Here is a 17,058-nt window from a genome sequence, read left to right as displayed (position 1 = left end):
ACTACGCCCTAAACTGCTAGCACCGGATCGGACCGCCACCGAGGAGGTCAGTTATGCGCGCGACCGAGGGCGACCAGCTGGTGCAGCACGGCAGGATCGTCGGACAGCACGACAAGGTGGGCGAGATCACCCAGGTTCTGGGCGAGAACGGAACCCCTCCGTACCGGGTCCGTTTCGAGGACGGGCACGAGGCACTGATGGCTCCCGGGCCCGACTGCACGGTCCGCCACCCAGCAGAACCCGCCCACTGAATCAGCGCCGGGGCGCCACCGACCGGTAGTGATCGGCGACCACCCGGGCCATCGCACCGTTGGGGTCCGCGGCCACCTGCTTCGCGGAGAAGTAGACGTGGCCGCGGACCTCCGGGTAGCCGCGGGCGAAGGTCACGTGCTTCGACAGCTCCCCGGGATCGCGCCAGGCCTCGGTGGGGCTGTCCGCGTCGCAGCGGTACAGCGCCTCCCCCACGTACAGGTCCACGTCCGTACCCGCGACGGTACGCGCCCACCAGGGCACGATGTCGGCGTAGTCGGCGGTCGGGTGCCCGATGTGCCAGTACGCCTGCGGCACGATGTAGTCGATCCAGCCCTCCCTGACCCACTTGCGGGTGTCCGCGTACAGGTCGTCGTACGTCCCGAGGCCCGCGCGGGTCGGCGAACCGGCCGGGTCCCGGTCGGAGTTGCGCCAGACGGCGAACGGGCTGATCCCGAAGCGGGGCCCCGGCCCCAGCGCCCGCAGCCGTGCGGACATCTCGCGGACCAGGGTGTCGATGTTGTCGCGGCGCCAGGCGGCGCGCGAGCCGAAGCCCGACCCGTACTCCTCGAAGGCCTCGTCGTCGTCGAAGTACTCCCCCGCCACCGGGTACGGGTAGAAGTAGTCGTCCCAGTGCACCGCGTCCAGCGGGTAGCGGGAGACGGCGTCGAACATGGCGTCCTGGACGAAGCGCCGCACCTCGGGCAGGCCCGGGTTGTAGTAGAGCTTGCCGCCGTACTCCACCGTCCAGCCGGGATTGCGCCGCGCCGGGTGCGTGGACACCAGCCGGTCGAGGTCGGTGTGGTTGGCCACCCGGAACGGGTTGAACCAGGCGTGCAGCTCCAGCCCGCGGGCGTGCGCCTCCTTGACGGCCGTACCCAGCGGGTCCCAGCCCGGATCCACCCCCTGCTTCCCGGTCAGCCACTGCGACCAGGGCTCCAGCTTCGAGGGCCAGAGGGCATCCGCCGCCGGCCGGACCTGGAGGACCACCGCACCGAGGCTCCGTCCGACCGCGGCGTCGAGGAGGCCGAGCAGCTCCGTGCGCTGCCGTGCGGCGGACAGGCCGCTCTCGGAGGGCCAGTCCACATTCGACACCGAGGCGATCCACATGCCGCGGAAGTCGGCGGCGCCGGCCCGGGCGCCCTTCCCGGTGCGCCGCCGCGCCGCCGCCGCCGCCGCGGGCGGGCCGGTCGTGGCGGCGGCGATCACCCCCATGGCTCCGGCCAGCAGCGTCCGTCGACCGACATACCCCATGTGACAACTCCGTTTCACTGAGTGACATTGCAGGATGTCCGCCCAGCATGCCCGCCCCGGCCCGCCGCCCCGCGCAAGGTCGGGAGTAACGTCGGGGGGCGTGGCGGGCGCCGGAATCGTACGGGGGACCCGCCGACGGATGAGCTGCGAAAGGCACGAAGTGACTGACCTCCCTTCCGACATCACACGGGTCGGCGTAGTGGGCTGTGGCCAGATGGGCGCGGGTATCGCCGAGGTGTGCGCCCGTAGTGGCCTTGAGGTCAAGGTCGCCGAGACCACCGGCGAAGCCCTGGAGATCGGCCGTACCCGGCTTCACAACTCCCTGACCAAGGCCGCCGAACGCGGCAAGATCAGCGAGGAGGAGCGGGACGCCACCCTGGCCCGCCTCACCTTCACCACCGACCTCGGCGAGTTCGCCGACCGTGACCTCGTCATCGAGGCGGTCGTCGAGAACGAGCAGGTCAAGACGGAGATCTTCCAGGTCCTCGACCAGGTGATCACCCGCCCGGACGCGATCCTGGCGTCCAACACCTCCTCGATCCCGCTGGTCAAGCTGGCCGTCGCGACCTCGCGGCCGGACCAGGTCATCGGCATCCACTTCTTCAACCCGGCCCCCGTGCAGAAGCTCGTCGAGCTGATCCCGGCGCTGACCACGGGCGAGGAGACGATCAAGCGCGCAGAGGCCCTGGTGCGGGACGTGCTCGGCAAGCACGCGGTCCGCGCCCAGGACCGTTCCGGCTTCGTCGTCAACGCGCTCCTCGTCCCCTACCTGCTGTCCGCGATCCGGATGTTCGAGTCGGGCATCGCCAGCCGCGAGGACATCGACAACGGCATGGAGCTGGGCTGTGCCCACCCGATGGGCCCGCTGAAGCTGTCCGACCTCATCGGCCTGGACACGATCGCCTCGATCGCCGACTCGATGTACGCCGAGTACAAGGAGCCGCTGTACGCCGCTCCCCCGCTGCTCCAGCGCATGGTCGACGCCGGCCGCCTGGGCCGCAAGACGGGCGCGGGCTTCTACCCGTACGGCTGATCCCTACGGCTGACCGAGCCGGAGGTGGTGCAGCAGGAGCAGCCCGGCCGCCATGTTGGCGGCCGGGATCTCCCCGCGCGCGATCATGTCCGGCACGAGTTTGAGCGGGACCCATTCCCGGCGCGAGGACTCGAAAGCGTCCTCGGGATGCCCGATGTGGGTGGCCCCGTCCGCCCAGTAGAGGTGGTGGCGGGCGTCGGTCAGTCCGTTGGACGGTTCCACGGTCATCAGGTGGTGGAGCGGGCCGGGCCGCCAGCCCGACTCCTCCTCCATCTCGCGGGCCGCCGCGACCGCGATGTCCTCGCCGTCCTCGACCACCCCGGCGGGCAGTTCCCAGCCCCAGCTGTCGGTGATGAACCGGTGCCGCCAGAGCAGCAGCACCTCGTTGGCCTCGTTGACGGCCGTGGCGACGGCGACCGGACGCAGCCGGATCACGAAGTGGTCCAGGTGCCGGCCGTCGGGGAGTTCCACATCGGCGAGATTCACATCGAACCAACGGTTCTTGTACACAGTGTGCTCACTCAGGTTCATCCACTGCACGGCAGTGCCACCTTCCTTCCGAGTAGGTGGCAAACATGGCAGCAGCTGACCGGTCACAGCGGAACGCGCAGCGCCCCGTCGATGAGCCGCGCGGTCTCTTCCGCGCCCGTACAACCGCTGGTCAGAAGCTGTTCGCGGACCGTCCTCAGCCGGTCGCGCAGCCGCAGTGACTCCATGCCCCTGGCCCGCTCGGCCATCTCGGCCGCGGACGCCGCGGCCCGGTCCGCCTCCCCCTGACGCAGCTGGATCTCGCACAGCATCGCCAGCCGGTGCACCCGCCCGCGGTCGTGCGCGGGGGTGCCGACGGCCGCAGTCGCGTGGACCCGCGCGGCTTCCAGATCGCCCAGACTGAGCAGCGCCTCGGCGACCTGGACGTTGACCAGCCCCGGTTGTACGTAGCCGGTCTCGTCCGGCTCGCTGCCCGGGCGGATCCGCTCGGCGGCCGCCTCCGCCTCGCGGATGCAGGCCAAAGCGGCCCGGGTGTCGCCGAGCTGTGCGTACGCCTTGGCCTGCATGGCGTGCAGGTCCGCGGCCAGCGCCGGGGTGGTGTGCCGCCCGGCGGCGCGCAGCGCGGCCTCGGCGAAGGCGACGGCCTGGCGGTACTCGCGAAGGTGCAGCGACTGGTTGACGATCAGCGCGATGACATAGGCCCCGAGCCCGCGGTCCCCGCTCGCCTTGGCCAGGCGCAGCGCCTGGTGGAAGTAGCGCTGGGCCAGCCCGTGGGCGTCCGAGTCGTACGCGCAGATCCCCGCCACCGCCACGAGGGACCCCGTGGCCCGGTGCAGCCGGCGCCCCAGGTCGTCCGAGTAGCTGCCGCGCAGCATGGGCGCGGTCTCGCTGCCGAGGAAGCGGACGATCCGGTCCCGCGTGGCCAGACCGCCGGCCCGGCGGTACATCAGCTCGTAGTGGGCACGGGCGGACTTCAGGATCTCGATGTGCTCGGGACCTATCGGGTTCGGGCCCTCGCGGGACACATCGGCGTCCTCGGGCGGGTTCTCCCACTCCCACACCGGGATCACGGCGGGCGTCCCGGTGACCGCCTCGGCGGCGAGCAGCTGGGGCCGTGCCTGACCGTCGGAACGCCACAGGGCGGCGGCCCGGTCCACGAACCCGCTGAGCGGCGAGGCGTGCAGCGGAATCGGCTGGTCCGCCGCGCCGAGCCCGATGTCGTCCAGCCCGAGGGTCCGTCGCAGCCGCCCGCCGAGCACCTCGCAGATCAGGTCGGGGACCTGGCCCCGGGGCCGCTGACCCTTCAACCACCGCGTCACGGCGGTGTGTTCGTAGCGCAGGGCGAGTCCGCGGGTGCGGCCTGCCTGGTTCACGTACGCGGCGAGTCCGGCGTGGGACATACCCGCCTCGGCGAGGAGGGCGTCGAGCAGGACATTGGGCTGCATGGGCCGCTCCAAGGGCTCGTCGGTCTCAGGCTAGTGGGTGCGCGGTTCACACGGGGTGTGAACCGAGTACGCGCATAAATGCGATGCGCACTCTGCCGCACGGACCCCCTGAGGCGCTTCACTGAAGAGCCTCGCCAAGAGGTAGCTCGGGTCGTCGGCTCCCCCTCGTACAGTGCGACGACCCGTCACCGCGCCGCCCGTTCTGCTGTCTGCCCGACACTCCACGGCAGGCGGGCGGCGCGATCCGGCTCCGCCGGCGCCCGGTTGGTCGCCGCGCCCCGGCAGGAGCCGGACCGGACGCGTGCCGGGCTCATCCACCGGGCCCGGCGCGCGTGGTCCGGCCGATCGTCGCAGAGCACCGAGCCGCTGCGCGGGAGCTTCCCCCACCCCCGCCCCTTCGCGAAACCGGGCGCTGCCCGGACCCGGCCCTCAAACGCCGGACGGGCCGGGAAATCGACCGGCCGACCCCCGAAGCGGGCCACCGGGCTTCCCACCCGAACGAGTGAGGGCCCCTCCGGTGGTCCGGAGGGGCCCTCACTGGTGTACGAAGCGGTTACGCGCCCCGGAGCACCGCCCCGGTCCGCTCGCCCGCCAGGGCCACCGCCGCGTCACGCGCGGCCGTGGACTCCTCGGCGGTCAGCGTCCGGTCGGCCGCGCGGAAGCGCAGCGCGTAGGCCAGGGACTTCTTGCCCTCGCCGACCTGCTCACCGGTGAACACGTCGAACAGCCGCAGCGATTCGAGGAGTTCGCCCGCGCCCTTGCGCAGGGCGGCCTCGACCGCCGACGCCGGGACCGAGGCGTCGACGATCAGCGCCACGTCCTGGGTCGCCACCGGGAAGGAGGAGATCCGGGGCGCCTGGAGGGCCTCGCCGCCGGCCGCCGCGAGGCGGTCCAGGTCGAGCTCCATCGCGCTGGTGCGGGCCGGCAGGCCCATCGCCTTGACCACCCGCGGGTGCAGCTCACCGGCGTGGCCGATGACCTGCTCGACCCCGTCGACGGTGACGACCAGCTCGGCGCAGCGGCCCGGGTGCCAGGGGCCGTACTGGCCCTGGCGGACCACCAGTTCGGCGCCCGCCTCGACGGCGAGCGCGCGGGCGGCCTGGACGGCGTCCGCCCAGTCGGCCGGGCGGCCCTTGCCCCACCAGCCGGCCTGCTCGCGCGCACCGGCCAGCACGACCGCGGCGTACCGCGGCTGCGCGGGCAGGGCCGCGTTCAGGGTGGCGATCTCCTCGTCCGTGGGACGCCGGTCGACGGGCAGCCGTACGGCGACACCCGGCCGGTCGGCGGCGCGGAAGACCGAGCCGGTCTCGAAGAGCGCGAGGTCGTGGCTGCCCCGGCTGTCGTTGCGGCGCAGCGCGCCGAGCAGACCCGGCAGCAGCGTGGTGCGCAGCGCCGGCTCCTCGTCGGAGATCGGGTTGACCAGCTTGACGACCTGGCGGGCGACGTCGTGCGCCGGGAGCTGGAGCTGATCGAAGACGCCCTCACCGATGAACGGGTAGCTGAGCGCCTCGACGTAGCCCGAGCCGGCCAGCGCGCGGCCGACCCGGCGGTGCAGCTGCTGGCGGGCGGTCAGACCGCGGCCGGAGGGCACCTGCGGGAGGGTCGACGGGAGGTTCCCGTAGCCCTCCAGCCGGATGACCTCTTCGGCGAGGTCGTTGGGCTCGGCGAGGTCGGGCCGCCACGACGGGACCGTGACGACGAGCTCGTCCTGGCCGTAGACGTCGCAGCCGATCTCCTGGAGGCGGCGGACGACGGTCTCGCGGCCGTACTCCATGCCCGCGACCCGGTCCGGGTGGTCCGCGCTCATCGCGATGGTGCGCGGGGCGCCCGGGGCGATGACCTGGGTGACGCCCGCCTCGGCGGTGCCGCCCGCGAGGAGCACGAGCAGGTCGACGGTCCGCTGCGCGGCCGCGGCGGCGGCCTGCGGGTCGACGCCCCGCTCGAAGCGCTTGGAAGCCTCCGAGGACAGCTTCAGACGGCGGGCGGTGCGCGAGATCGACACGGAGTCGAAGTGCGCGGCCTCGATGACGACGTCCGTGGTACCCGTGACCTGTCCGGTCCCGGGGTCGGTGACGGAGTCGGCGATCTCGGTGTTGGCGCCGCCCATGACACCGGCGAGACCGATCGGCCCGCTGTTGTCGGTGATCACCAGGTCCTCGGCGTCCAGCGTGCGCTTGACGCCGTCGAGGGTGGTGAACTTCTCGCCCTGCTCGGCACGGCGGACACCGATGGTGCCGTCGATGCTGGAGCGGTCGTAGGCGTGCAGCGGCTGGCCGAGCTCCAGCATCACGTAGTTGGTGATGTCCACGGCGAGCGAGATCGGGCGCATGCCCGCCTTCTGCAGGCGGCGGGTCAGCCAGATCGGGGAGCGCGCGTCGGGGTCGAGGCCGGTCACCGTGCGGGCGGTGAACCGGTCGCAGCCGGCCGGGTCGTCGATCTTGACCGGGTAGCCGTACGAGTTCGGCGCGGGCACGTCGAGCAGCGCCGGGTCGCGCAGCGGCAGGCCGTAGGCGGTGGCCGCCTCGCGGGCGACGCCGCGCATGGACATGCAGTAGCCGCGGTCCGGGGTGATGTCGATGTCGAGGACCTCGTCGACGAGCTGGAGCAGCTCGATCGCGTCGGTGCCGACCTCGTGCTCGGGCGGCAGCACGATGATGCCGTGCGTGCCGTCGTCGCCCATGCCCAGCTCGTCGCCGGAGCAGATCATGCCGTGGGAGGTGCGGCCGTAGGTCTTGCGCGCGGCGATCGCGAAGTCGCCGGGCAGGACCGCACCCGGCAGGACCACGACGACCTTGTCGCCGACGGCGAAGTTGCGGGCGCCGCAGACGATCTCCTGCGGCTCGCCGGTGCCGTTGGCCGTACCGACGTCGACCGTGCAGAAGCGGATCGGCTTGCGGAAGCCCTCCAGCTCCTCGATGGTCAGCACCCGGCCGACGACGAGCGGACCCTTGAGGCCGCCGCCGAGCTGCTCGACGGTCTCGACCTCGAGGCCGGCGTCGACCAGCTTGGCGGCCACGTCGCGGCCGGTTTCACCCGCGGGGAGGTCGACGTACTCCCGCAGCCAGGAAAGCGGGACGCGCATCAGATCTCACTCCCGAACGGCCGGGTGAAGCGAACGTCACCCTCGACCATGTCTCGCATGTCTTCGACGTTGTGGCGGAACATCAGCATCCGTTCGATGCCGAACCCGAAGGCGAACCCGCTGTACTTCTCGGGGTCCACACCGCAGGCGGTGAGCACCTTGGGGTTGACCATGCCGCAGCCGCCGAGCTCGATCCAGCCCTCGCTGGAGCAGGTACGGCACGGGCGGTCGGGGTTGCCCACCGACTCGCCGCGGCACACGTAGCACTGCATGTCCATCTCGGCGGACGGCTCGGTGAAGGGGAAGAAGTGCGGGCGCAGCCGCGTGGTGGTGCCCTCGCCGAAGAGCTCCTGGACCATGTGGTCCATGGTGCCCTTGAGGTCCGCCATGGTCAGGCCCTCGTCCACGGCCAGCAGCTCGACCTGGTGGAAGACCGGGGTGTGCGTCGCGTCGAGCTCGTCGGTGCGGTACACCCGGCCGGGGCAGACGATGTAGACGGGCGGCTTGCGCTCCAGCAGCGAGCGCGCCTGCACCGGGGAGGTGTGGGTGCGCAGCACGACGCCGGACTCGTCGCCCTGGGTGCCCTCGGGCCCCTGGACGAAGAAGGTGTCCTGCATCTGGCGCGCCGGGTGGTCGGGCGTGAAGTTGAGGGCGTCGAAGTTGAACCACTCGGCCTCCACCTCCGGCCCCTCGGCGACCTCGTACCCCATGCCCACGAAGATGTCCGCGATGCGGTCCATCAGCGTGGTCAGGGGGTGCCGGGCGCCGGCGGGGACGCGGTCGTAGGGCAGCGTGACGTCCACGGCCTCCTCGACCAGCACCCGCTCGTCGCGCTCCGCCTCGAGCGCGACCGTGCGGGCCCCGAAGGCCTTGTTCACGGCGCCGCGGGCCTGGCCCACGAGCTTGCCCGCGGTGGCCTTGGCCTGCGGGGGCAGCGCGCCGATCTCGCGGTTGGCGAGCGCCAGGGGCGAGCGGTCGCCCATGTGCGCGGTCTTCGCCTCACGCAGCGCGTCGAGGTCGCCGGCGGACGCGAAGGCGGCGAGCGCCTCGTCCCGCATGCGCTCGATCTCTTCCGGTTTCAGTGCCTCGACCTCGACAGGGTCGTACGACTTGTTCGGTGCCGACATCTCTTCCCGTACTTCCGATGGCTGGCTGGTGGGTCCCCGTACGACAGGATCGGACCGATCGACGCAGAGACACAAAGGTGCCAAAGGACGAGTCTAAAGGTCGCTGGGGGTGAAGGAGCCCGTGGGCCGCCTGCCGGGACTCTCCGCAGGGCTACTGCGTGAGGTACGCGGGGGCGCTCACGGGCAGGATAAATCGGAATTCGGCGCCGCCGCCGGGGCCGCGGCCGACCGTGATGGTCCCGCCGTGGGCCTCCACGATGCCCTTGACGATATACAGGCCCAGGCCGGTGCCGCCGCGCTTGCTCCCCCGCCAGAAGCGGGTGAAGACGCGGCCCATCGACTCCTCGGGGATCCCGGGGCCTTCGTCGGACACGGTGACGGCGGTTCCTTTCTCATGCGGCGATACCCCGATGGTGACCGTTCCCTCGCCGTGGCGCACCGCATTTTCGAGGAGGTTGCCGAGGATCTGGTCGATCTTGTCCGGATCGGCCCACAGATCGGGGAGCGGGCGGCTGACGCTCACGAGGAACCGCTCGGGGGCCTGCCCGTTCGCGGTGAACGCCTGCACGTGGCGGCCGACGGCGGTGGCAATGTCCACCGGCTGCCGGCGCACCTCCAGGCGGCCGGAGTCGATGCGGGAGATGTCGAGCAGTTCGGCGATGAGGCGGGTGACCCGGTTGGCGTCGGCGTCGACGGTCTCCAGCATCAGCCGCTTCTGGTCGTCCGTGAACCGCTCCCACTTGGCGAGCAGCGTGGCCGTGAACCCCTTGACCGAGGTCAGCGGGGAGCGCAGCTCGTGGGCGACGGTGGCGATCAGCTCGGCGTGGCTGCGCTCGGTGCGGCGGCGGGCCTCGGTACCGCGCAGGGTGACCACGAGGCGGCGCAGCGGGCCGGTGGGGTGCGTACGGATGTAGCTGGCGGAGACCAGTACCTCGCGCCCGCCGGGGAGCAGCAGGTTCCGTTCGGGCTGTCCGCGGCGGGTGGCGAGGCCCCCGTACGGGTCGGTCAGCGCCCACCAGCGGCGGCCTTCGAGGTCCTCCAGTGGGAGTGCCCGGTCGATGCGCCTGCCGAGTGCCTGTGCGGGGTCGGTCGCGGTCATCCGGGCGGCGGCCCGGTTGAAGCAGATGACCCGTCCGGTGGCATCGGCGACGACCAGCCCGTCGGGCAGGCTGTCGGGGTCGATCCCGAAGCCGAGCCCTTCACCGGGGGCGTCCTCGTCCGGAACCGTCCCGGCCGTCCCGCGGGCCGCGGGCGCCGGGGAGCCGGCCTGCGGCGGTACGGAGCACCGGGTGCCCGCGGCGCGCCCCGGGGGTACGGCACCGGCCCGGGTGGCCGGGACGGCGTCCACGGGCCCGCCCGCGCGGGTACCGGCCGGAGCCTGCGGCGGGACGCCGGCCAGGGCGTCGGCCCGCGGCGGGACCCGGTCGGCGCCGGGTGCGGCCGGCACCGGTGCACCGGCCGTCGTACCGGCCCCCGGTGAGCTGTTCGTACCGACGGTCATGTCCCCGTACCCCACATCTCCGAGTAGCGCAGTGGGCCCCCGGGCCGCCACATTACTAGCTGGGGGTCACAGAGCGGCACCCTCCGGGCGCCCGCTGTGCACGCGCGGACGCGTAGAGGCACACGGCGGCGGCCGTCGCGAGGTTCAGGCTCTCGGCTTTTCCGTGGATCGGGACCCGTACGACGGCGTCCGCCAGGGCCCTGGTCTCCTCCGGCAGACCCCAGGCCTCGTTGCCGAAGACCCAGGCGGAGGGCCCGCCCATGGTGCCCGCGTCCAGCTCGGCGTCGAGGTCGTCCTCGCCCGCGCCGTCGGCCGCCAGGATCCGTACGCCTGCGGCCCGGAGCCCCTCGACGGCCTGCTCCACCGGAACGCCGACGGCGACCGGGAGGTGGAAGAGGGAACCCACCGAAGCCCGTACGGACTTGGGGTTGTAGAGGTCCACGGAGGCATCGGTCAGCACCACTGCGTCGGCGCCGGCGGCGTCGGCGCAGCGCAGTACCGTTCCGGCGTTGCCGGGGTCGCGGACGTGGGCGAGGACGGCGACGAGCTTGGGCTCGGCCTTCAGGATGTCCTCGAACGGGGAGTCCAGGAAGTGGCAGACCCCGACCAGGCCCTGCGGGGTGACGGTCTGCGAGACCTCGGCGAGCACCTCGTCGGAGGCGTAGTGCACGCGGGCGCCCGCGTCCAGGGCCGCCTCGATGATCCCCGTGTAGCGCTCGGCGGCCTCGACGGTGGCGAACAGCTCGATCAGGGTCGACGCGCCCGTGGGACCGCGGTGCTCGACGGCCTCGCGGACGGCCTGCGGGCCCTCGGCGATGAAGCGGCGCTCCTTGGTGCGGAAGTTGCGCCGCGCCAGTCGCCTGGCGGCGGCCACCCGCGGGGATCGGGGGGAGATCAGCTCGTCGGGGTGACCCAGGTCAGCCATGGTCTCTGCGGTTCTCTCTCGGGGGTGCGGGGCGCGCGGGCGCGGGCGGTACGGAGCGCGGGGAGCGCGGGCGGTACCGGCGGTGCGCCCCTGCGGTGCGGGGAAAGCACTCGGACCCGCAGGCGAATCGCCTGCGGGTCCGAGGGTGCCGACTGCTTACGCGGCCGGCCAGGCCTTACGCAGCGGCCTTGGGGGCGTTGACGTCGGCCGGGAGCGCCTTCTGCGCAACCTCGACCAGCGCGGCGAACGCGTTGGCGTCGTTGACGGCCAGCTCCGCGAGGATCTTGCGGTCCACCTCGATGTTGGCGGCCTTCAGACCCTGGATGAGGCGGTTGTACGTCATGCCGTTCTGGCGGGCAGCGGCGTTGATGCGCTGGATCCACAGCTGACGGAAGTCGCCCTTGCGCTTCTTGCGGTCGTTGAAGTTGTAGACCAGCGAGTGGGTGACCTGCTCCTTGGCCTTGCGGTACAGGCGCGAACGCTGACCGCGGTAGCCGGAGGCCGCCTCGAGGATCGCCCGGCGCTTCTTGTGGGCGTTTACTGCCCGCTTGACGCGTGCCACTTTTTAACTCCTTGTAGCGGGGCCGTGGGTGTCTTCACACGGCCCGAATTCGATGGGGTCCCGGTCTTGACGTCCCGCTCCCGCACTGGGGAGCGGAGGACGTCACTTGCCGAGAAGCTTCTTGATCTTCGCGGCGTCGCCGGGGGCCATCTCCGCGGTGCCGGTCAGGCGGCGGGTGACACGGGACGACTTGTGCTCGAGCAGGTGGCGCTTGCCGGCGCGCTCACGGAGCACCTTGCCGGAGCCGGTGATCTTGAAGCGCTTCTTGGAACCGCTGTGCGTCTTGTTCTTCGGCATAGCGCCGTTATCTCCTCGTCGGTGGCGCTCCCGCCGGTCCTGTGGGGACCGGCTGACGGGAGCGTCATGTTGTGTCGGTGATCCGAGACGGGCTGCCTCGGAATCAGGCCTCGGCGTTCGCCTCGTCGGCCGGAGCCTCATCGGCAGCGGCCTCGGTGGCCTCGGCAGAGGCGACCTCGGTGGTGTCATCGACCTCGACGGCGGCGTCCTCGGAAGGAGCCTCGTCTTCGGTGTGGGCGACACCCTGGCGCTCCGCCTTGCGGGCGGCCTGCGCCTCGCGGGCTTCGGCCATCGCCTCGGTCTTCTTCTTGTGCGGACCGAGGACCATGATCATGTTTCGGCCGTCCTGCTTCGGGTTCGACTCGATGAACCCGAGGTCCTCGACGTCCGAAGCGAGACGCTGCAGCAGTCGGTAGCCGAGTTCCGGCCGGGACTGCTCGCGACCACGGAACATGATCGTGATCTTGACCTTGTCGCCCTGCTTGAGGAACCGAACGACGTGACCCTTCTTGGTGTCATAGTCGTGCGGGTCGATCTTCGGCCGGAGCTTCATTTCCTTGATGACCGTGTGCGCCTGGTTCTTGCGCGCCTCACGGGCCTTCATGGCCGACTCGTACTTGAACTTGCCGTAGTCCATGAGCTTGCAGACCGGCGGGCGTGCGGACGCCGCGACCTCGACCAGGTCGAGGTCGTACTCCTGCGCGAGCTCAAGCGCCTTGGCAAGCGGCACGATGCCGACCTGCTCGCCGCTGGGACCGACAAGCCGTACCTCGGGAACGCGAATCCGGTCGTTGATGCGGGGCTCGGTGCTGATGGATCCTCCTCGGTAGCACCACACGGCTGCCTGGCAGACAGCCGCTGACGTGTATTTCCGTCAGACCGACCGCAGCGGGAGAATGAAAAAAGCCCCGCCGGGCACAGGCAGGGGCTCCAAAACAACCGGAACACCGCCGCGTGCGAACCGCGGGGCGTAAAATCGGGCAGCTTTCCATCGTCCGTACGGAACGATGGATGCCGCCTGACCGGTGACCCGCCACCCCGGAGGGCAGTCAGGTGGGAGAACGGAGCCTCCACTTGTGGGCCGGGCACAGAAGTGTCCGGCCGGTCGAAGTACATACTAGCACCCGTGCCGCAAGCCCGCCGCACGGCATATCGTGGGGCGCATGACTGACGCGACACCCCCCACCGACCCCGCTGCCGACGGCGCCCCCGACTACGACACCATGACCCGCGACATCGCGGACGTGCCCGCCGTCGAGGTGATCACCACGGTGGCCGTGCACCTGCTGAGCGCCGCGGCGGTCAACCTGGGCCTGGACAAGCCGGACTCCGAGCACAAGGACCTCGACGAGGCCCGCAAGCTGATCACGGCCCTGGCCGGCCTGGTCACCGCGAGCGCCACCGAGATCAGCTCCTTCCACGCGGCCCCGCTGCGGGACGGCCTGAAGTCGCTCCAGCTGGCCTTCCGCGAGGCCTCGATCGTGCCGGACGAGCCGGGCCAGGGGCCGGGCGAGAAGTTCACGGGTCCCGTCTTCGGCTGATCCGTCCCGCCACGGCGAACACGACCCACGACCACGGCCGGTGCACCCCGCGAGGGGCACACCGGCCGTCGTCATGTCCGGGGTCCGCCGACCGGCTCATGGTCCGGGTCCGGGCTCGGGTCCCGTCCGGGTCCCCGGTCCGCGTCCGGGTCAGCGAAGGTCAGCGGGCGAACAGGGGATCGCCGGGCGGGGCCGGAGCGTCCGACGGCAGCAGCGCCAGGTCCAGCCCGCGGACCAGCCGGGCCCGCAAGGTGGTGTCCGCCGCCAGTGCCTCGGCGACGCGACGGGCCGCCGCGGCGGCCTGCGCACCCTCGGCCAGCACGATCGCCAGGGTGCCGTCGGAGTCCGCGCCGCCCGGGCCGAGGTGGGCGCGCAGCACGGCCGGCTCCGCGGACACGGCGGCCCGTACGGCCTCCCGTACGGCGGGATCGGCGAGCGGGCCCGCGTCCGTGCGGCCCTCGGCGAGCGCGAGCAGCGCGGAGCCGGTGAGCTGGTAGGTGACGGGGCCGGCCAGGTCGAGGACCACGGTGTCGGCCTTCTCGTGCGCGGCCGCGGCGAGCGCCTGGTGCAGCGGGACGGCCACCGGCCGGGCCGCGGGGTCCCAGAGCGCGAGCGAGGCGATCGAGGTGAAGGCGGGCAGGGCACGCCGGTCGCCCGCCCGCAGGGTCGGGACGGCCATGTCGCTGGTCTTCTCGCGCTTCAGGCCCGTCTCCGGGTCGGTCTCCACCTCGCCGAGCACCGCGACCACGGGGACCAGCAGGCGGGCGCCCCTGAGCGCCGCCAGCACCTCCGGCTCCTTCGCCCGGTCCTCGGACCAGGCGGCCAGGGCCGCCGTCAGCCGGGGATCGGCGGAGCCGTCGTCGTCGGAGAAGCCCGGGTCGGGAATGTTCTTGTTCGCCATGTTCGCCACAGTTACCCGACCCTACTGTGCCGGGTACGGCGGTTCCGCGAGGGGCCGGTCCCGGCCGCGGCCGCCCCGTCGCGGGCGCCGCGCCAGTACGACGGCCAGGACGAGCAGCACCGCCCCCGCGACGGCTGCCGCCGGGGCCCCCAGCCGGGCTCCGCGCTCGGGCGGGCGGACCCGTTCGGGTCCGGGGCCGAAGTACGTGCTGCCGGCCGCCGCGGGCGCGGGCACCGCGGCCTCGGGGCGCATCGCGTCGGCGGCCTGGAGGGCGGCGACGGGATCGACCAGTCCGTGACCGCGGGCGTCGTCGCGGCCGCCGGCCGGGGAGTTGCCGGCGGTCGCCTCCAGCAGCTTCTTCACCTGGGCCGGGGACAGGTCCGGGTGCGCGGCCCGGACGAGGGCGACGGCGCCGGAGACGAAGGCCGCCGCGGCGCTGGTGCCCCAGCCCTCGTAGTACGAGCGGTCGGGGTCGGCGATCACGACGTCCACCCCGGGGGCGCTGACCGTCGCGTACCAGTTGCGGGTGGAGAACTTGGCCTTCTTGCCGCGCCGGTCGACGGCGGTGACGGCGATGACCCCCGGATAGGCGGCCGGGTAGGAGACGCGGTCGCCCGCCTCGCCGCCGTTGCCCGCGGAGGCGACGACGACCACGCCCTTGGCGAGGGCGTACTGGACGGCCTCGTCCTCGCCCGCCTCGTGGTGGGCGGAGTCGCTGTCGTCGCCGAGGGACAGGTTGATCACGTCGGCGCCGTGGTCCGCGGCCCACCGGATGCCCTCGGCGAGGGCGCCGCCCTTGCTGTCGCGGGCCTTGGCGCGGCCCGGGTCGCCCTCTTCGAGGATCACCCGGACCGGCAGGATCCGTGCCTGCGGGGCGATGCCGAGGACGCCTTGGCCGCGGCTGGGGCCGTGCCCGTGACCGGCGATGATGCTGGCCATGGCGGTGCCGTGGCGGGCCCAGGCGCGGTCGCCGGGGCCCGCGCCCATGCCGATGAGGTCGGTGCCCGCGAGGACCTGCCCCGTGAGGTCGGGGTGGGACTCGTCGACGCCGGTGTCGAGGACGGCGACGGTCACACCGTCGCCCCGGGTGGTGCCCCAGGCCTCCTCGGCGCGCAGTGCGAGCAGGCCCCACTGGCGGTCGCGGATGTTGTCGGCGGCGGCGGGGGTCGCGGTGGCGGACACGAGGAGGGTCGCTGCGGCGAGCAGGGCGGCGGCGGCCCGCCCGAACGCCCGCCCGGGCGACCGCCCTTGCGCCTGCCCGGGCGACCGCCCTGACGCCTGCCCGGGCGACCTCCGGAACGGCGTGCGGATCATCGGGTGGGCTCCGGGGTGGGTGTCGCGGGTGCGGTGGGTGGGGCGGCGAGGAAGGCCAGGCCGTCACCGATGCGGTCGGCGACCGCCCGCGCCTCGTGGCCGAGGCCGGCCTGGGCGGCGGCTCCCGTGGCCTCCTTCTTCATCAGGTCCTCGGCGGGGCGGGGCCCGTCCCCGGGGCGACCGTCGGCGAAGGCGGAGACGGAGTAGACGACGACGGGGGCCTCGGCGGGTACGGACACGGCCCAGGCGGCGCGTTGGGCGTCGGTGAACCCGTACGCGGGCGGGGCGGGGATCCGGCCCTTGAGGGAGGTCATCGTGCGGGCGTCGGCGGGGGTGAAGACCATGCCGACGGTGATCAGGGAGCTGCGGGTGGCGTCGGTGTAGGTGGCGCGGAGCACACGGGTGCAGCCGGTGGTGGCCAGCAGGTTCTGCCAGTCGGCGGCGAGGGCGGCCGGGCACTCGGCGTCGGGGGCGAGGGCGATCCGGGTCCAGGTGCGGTTGGCTCCGCCGGGGCCGGCGGAGGGGCCGGTCAGGACGGGCGGGAGGAGGCTGTCGACGGGGGCGGCGCGCCAGAGCGACGCGGCCTTGCGGTAGGCGGCGTCGGCGGGGAGCGGGCGGCTCGCGGCGCGGTGCTCGGCCCAGGTGGTGAGGGCGGCCCCGCCGACGAGGCCGCCGCCGAGGAGAACGCAGAGCGCGGCGGCGACGACCCGGGCGGGGTGGCGGCGCGGGGGTGTGTGGGCGGGGTGGGGCGGTTCGGGCTCGCCCAGGATCGCGGTCCGCGGTGTCGTCGTGGTCATCCGGCGGCTCCGCCCCCCGTTCCGTACGGCTGCCTGCCCGTACTCTACGGCGTCGACGGCGCGGGGTGGGTGCCGGTGCCGGGGGGAGGTGCAGTCCGGGACTGCATGATTTATGGCGCCCTGGCCGTGTCGGCCCGTACGGCCCGCTACCGCGCCAACACATCACGTTCTACGTCCCGGCCAACACCTCCCCCCCGTCCCCGTCACCCGTGCGTCCGTCTCCCCCCTCCGCCTCGTCCCATCGCGTTTCAACCACCCCAATTCGGCCCCGGCCGCCGCACAACATCCAGCCCCGCCCTCGTTTGAGGCGCAGGGCTCGTGGCAGAGCCCCGGTCCTTGAGACGCACCCGACCCGTCGGCCGTACCCACTTCCAGCTCCGCCGGCGCTTCAGGCACAGGGTGCGGGGCACAGCCCCGGATCTTGAGCCGCACCCGACCCGGCCGCCGCACAACATCCAGCCCCGCCGGCGTTTGCGGCGCGGGGTGCGGGGCGGAGTCCCGGTGGTTGGGGCGCGGTCGCGGCGGCGTTTGAGGCGCGGCA

The 17,058-nt window shown here is 72.8% G+C and carries 16 protein-coding genes; 3 read left to right on the top strand and 13 right to left on the bottom strand.

What is annotated here, in order from left to right; genetic code table 11:
* The first annotated feature begins 53 nt into the window (after positions 1-53).
* Positions 54-251: a DUF1918 domain-containing protein gene (locus OG373_RS30715; protein ID WP_189972711.1), complete on the top strand. Its 198-nt coding sequence runs from the start codon at positions 54-56 to the stop codon at positions 249-251.
* A 1-nt stretch (position 252) separates the two neighbouring features.
* Here the strand turns inward: OG373_RS30715 and OG373_RS30710 are convergent, their stop codons facing one another.
* Positions 253-1,503, bottom strand: coding sequence for a glycoside hydrolase family 10 protein (locus tag OG373_RS30710; RefSeq protein WP_405441572.1), 1,251 nt, complete (start codon positions 1,501-1,503; stop codon positions 253-255).
* A 139-nt stretch (positions 1,504-1,642) separates the two neighbouring features.
* Between OG373_RS30710 and OG373_RS30705 the strand changes: the two genes are divergently transcribed.
* Positions 1,643-2,536 (top strand): 3-hydroxybutyryl-CoA dehydrogenase, encoded by an 894-nt coding sequence (locus OG373_RS30705; RefSeq protein ID WP_397737985.1) that lies wholly within the window; start codon positions 1,643-1,645, stop codon positions 2,534-2,536.
* Between the two features lie 3 nt (positions 2,537-2,539).
* Here the strand turns inward: OG373_RS30705 and OG373_RS30700 are convergent, their stop codons facing one another.
* The 9 genes from OG373_RS30700 to infC all read right to left on the bottom strand — a co-directional run bounded on the left by OG373_RS30700 (position 2,540) and on the right by infC (position 12,802).
* Positions 2,540-3,067, bottom strand: a complete 528-nt coding sequence (locus OG373_RS30700) for an NUDIX hydrolase (RefSeq protein WP_397738045.1) — start codon at positions 3,065-3,067, stop codon at positions 2,540-2,542.
* 62 nt (positions 3,068-3,129) lie between these two features.
* The gene (locus OG373_RS30695) at positions 3,130-4,470 is read right to left on the bottom strand and encodes a transcriptional regulator (RefSeq protein ID WP_405441571.1); all 1,341 of its coding nucleotides are present in this window, start codon (positions 4,468-4,470) and stop codon (positions 3,130-3,132) included.
* A gap of 553 nt (positions 4,471-5,023) precedes the next feature.
* Positions 5,024-7,552, bottom strand: coding sequence for a phenylalanine--tRNA ligase subunit beta (gene pheT, locus OG373_RS30690; RefSeq protein WP_405441570.1), 2,529 nt, complete (start codon positions 7,550-7,552; stop codon positions 5,024-5,026).
* Complete coding sequence (gene pheS / locus OG373_RS30685) at positions 7,552-8,679, bottom strand: phenylalanine--tRNA ligase subunit alpha (RefSeq protein ID WP_397737980.1); 1,128 nt, start codon at positions 8,677-8,679, stop codon at positions 7,552-7,554. Before pheS ends, pheT begins: the two co-directional genes overlap by 1 nt.
* A 151-nt stretch (positions 8,680-8,830) precedes the next feature.
* A complete protein-coding gene (locus OG373_RS30680) occupies positions 8,831-10,180 on the bottom strand; it encodes an ATP-binding protein (RefSeq protein ID WP_405441569.1) in 1,350 nt (449 codons plus the stop codon).
* 55 nt (positions 10,181-10,235) lie between these two features.
* The gene (locus OG373_RS30675; RefSeq protein ID WP_405444266.1) at positions 10,236-11,096 is read right to left on the bottom strand and encodes a TrmH family RNA methyltransferase; all 861 of its coding nucleotides are present in this window, start codon (positions 11,094-11,096) and stop codon (positions 10,236-10,238) included.
* Positions 11,097-11,280: 184 nt separating this feature from the next.
* A complete protein-coding gene (gene rplT / locus OG373_RS30670) occupies positions 11,281-11,667 on the bottom strand; it encodes a 50S ribosomal protein L20 (protein WP_007263143.1) in 387 nt (128 codons plus the stop codon).
* A gap of 102 nt (positions 11,668-11,769) precedes the next feature.
* Positions 11,770-11,964 carry a 50S ribosomal protein L35 gene (rpmI, locus tag OG373_RS30665; RefSeq protein ID WP_030387121.1) on the bottom strand — a complete coding sequence of 65 codons (195 nt, stop codon included), beginning with the start codon at positions 11,962-11,964 and terminating at the stop codon, positions 11,770-11,772.
* A gap of 103 nt (positions 11,965-12,067) precedes the next feature.
* Complete coding sequence (gene infC, locus OG373_RS30660) at positions 12,068-12,802, bottom strand: translation initiation factor IF-3 (RefSeq protein WP_033222476.1); 735 nt, start codon at positions 12,800-12,802, stop codon at positions 12,068-12,070.
* Between the two features lie 325 nt (positions 12,803-13,127).
* Here infC and OG373_RS30655 point away from each other — a divergent pair, with 325 nt between their 5' ends.
* Positions 13,128-13,505: a DUF1844 domain-containing protein gene (locus OG373_RS30655; protein WP_030387119.1), complete on the top strand. Its 378-nt coding sequence runs from the start codon at positions 13,128-13,130 to the stop codon at positions 13,503-13,505.
* A 160-nt stretch (positions 13,506-13,665) separates the two neighbouring features.
* Here the strand turns inward: OG373_RS30655 and OG373_RS30650 are convergent, their stop codons facing one another.
* From OG373_RS30650 to OG373_RS30640, 3 genes are read right to left on the bottom strand one after another with little or no spacing between them, the layout of a single operon-like run.
* Entirely contained in the window at positions 13,666-14,406 is a 741-nt protein-coding gene (locus OG373_RS30650; protein ID WP_405441568.1) for an SseB family protein, read from the bottom strand.
* 21 nt (positions 14,407-14,427) lie between these two features.
* Positions 14,428-15,720: a type VII secretion-associated serine protease mycosin gene (mycP, locus tag OG373_RS30645; RefSeq protein WP_405441567.1), complete on the bottom strand. Its 1,293-nt coding sequence runs from the start codon at positions 15,718-15,720 to the stop codon at positions 14,428-14,430.
* The gene (locus OG373_RS30640; RefSeq protein WP_405441566.1) at positions 15,717-16,517 is read right to left on the bottom strand and encodes a hypothetical protein; all 801 of its coding nucleotides are present in this window, start codon (positions 16,515-16,517) and stop codon (positions 15,717-15,719) included. The genes mycP and OG373_RS30640 overlap by 4 nt, the downstream gene beginning before the upstream one ends.
* Positions 16,518-17,058 lie beyond the last annotated feature (541 nt).

The sequence above is a fragment of the Streptomyces avidinii genome (genome assembly GCF_045161815.1).
GTDB lineage: Bacteria > Actinomycetota > Actinomycetes > Streptomycetales > Streptomycetaceae > Streptomyces > Streptomyces avidinii.
The sequence above is the reverse complement of the archived record's forward strand: the minus strand, read 5'-3'. Positions and strand labels throughout refer to the sequence as shown.

Excerpts from the sequence above, each read along its gene's own strand:
- OG373_RS30715 (WP_189972711.1), top strand. The coding sequence starts at position 54 with ATGCGCGCGACCGAGGGCGACCAGCTGGTGCAGCACGGCAGGATCGTC.
- OG373_RS30710 (WP_405441572.1), bottom strand. The coding sequence starts at position 1,503 with ATGGGGTATGTCGGTCGACGGACGCTGCTGGCCGGAGCCATGGGGGTG.
- OG373_RS30705 (WP_397737985.1), top strand. The coding sequence starts at position 1,643 with ATGAGCTGCGAAAGGCACGAAGTGACTGACCTCCCTTCCGACATCACA.
- OG373_RS30700 (WP_397738045.1), bottom strand. The coding sequence starts at position 3,067 with ATGAACCTGAGTGAGCACACTGTGTACAAGAACCGTTGGTTCGATGTG.
- OG373_RS30695 (WP_405441571.1), bottom strand. The coding sequence starts at position 4,470 with ATGCAGCCCAATGTCCTGCTCGACGCCCTCCTCGCCGAGGCGGGTATG.
- pheT (WP_405441570.1), bottom strand. The coding sequence starts at position 7,552 with ATGCGCGTCCCGCTTTCCTGGCTGCGGGAGTACGTCGACCTCCCCGCG.
- pheS (WP_397737980.1), bottom strand. The coding sequence starts at position 8,679 with ATGTCGGCACCGAACAAGTCGTACGACCCTGTCGAGGTCGAGGCACTG.
- OG373_RS30680 (WP_405441569.1), bottom strand. The coding sequence starts at position 10,180 with ATGACCGTCGGTACGAACAGCTCACCGGGGGCCGGTACGACGGCCGGT.
- rpmI (WP_030387121.1), bottom strand. The coding sequence starts at position 11,964 with ATGCCGAAGAACAAGACGCACAGCGGTTCCAAGAAGCGCTTCAAGATC.
- OG373_RS30655 (WP_030387119.1), top strand. The coding sequence starts at position 13,128 with ATGACTGACGCGACACCCCCCACCGACCCCGCTGCCGACGGCGCCCCC.
- OG373_RS30650 (WP_405441568.1), bottom strand. The coding sequence starts at position 14,406 with ATGGCGAACAAGAACATTCCCGACCCGGGCTTCTCCGACGACGACGGC.
- mycP (WP_405441567.1), bottom strand. The coding sequence starts at position 15,720 with ATGATCCGCACGCCGTTCCGGAGGTCGCCCGGGCAGGCGTCAGGGCGG.
- OG373_RS30640 (WP_405441566.1), bottom strand. The coding sequence starts at position 16,517 with ATGACCACGACGACACCGCGGACCGCGATCCTGGGCGAGCCCGAACCG.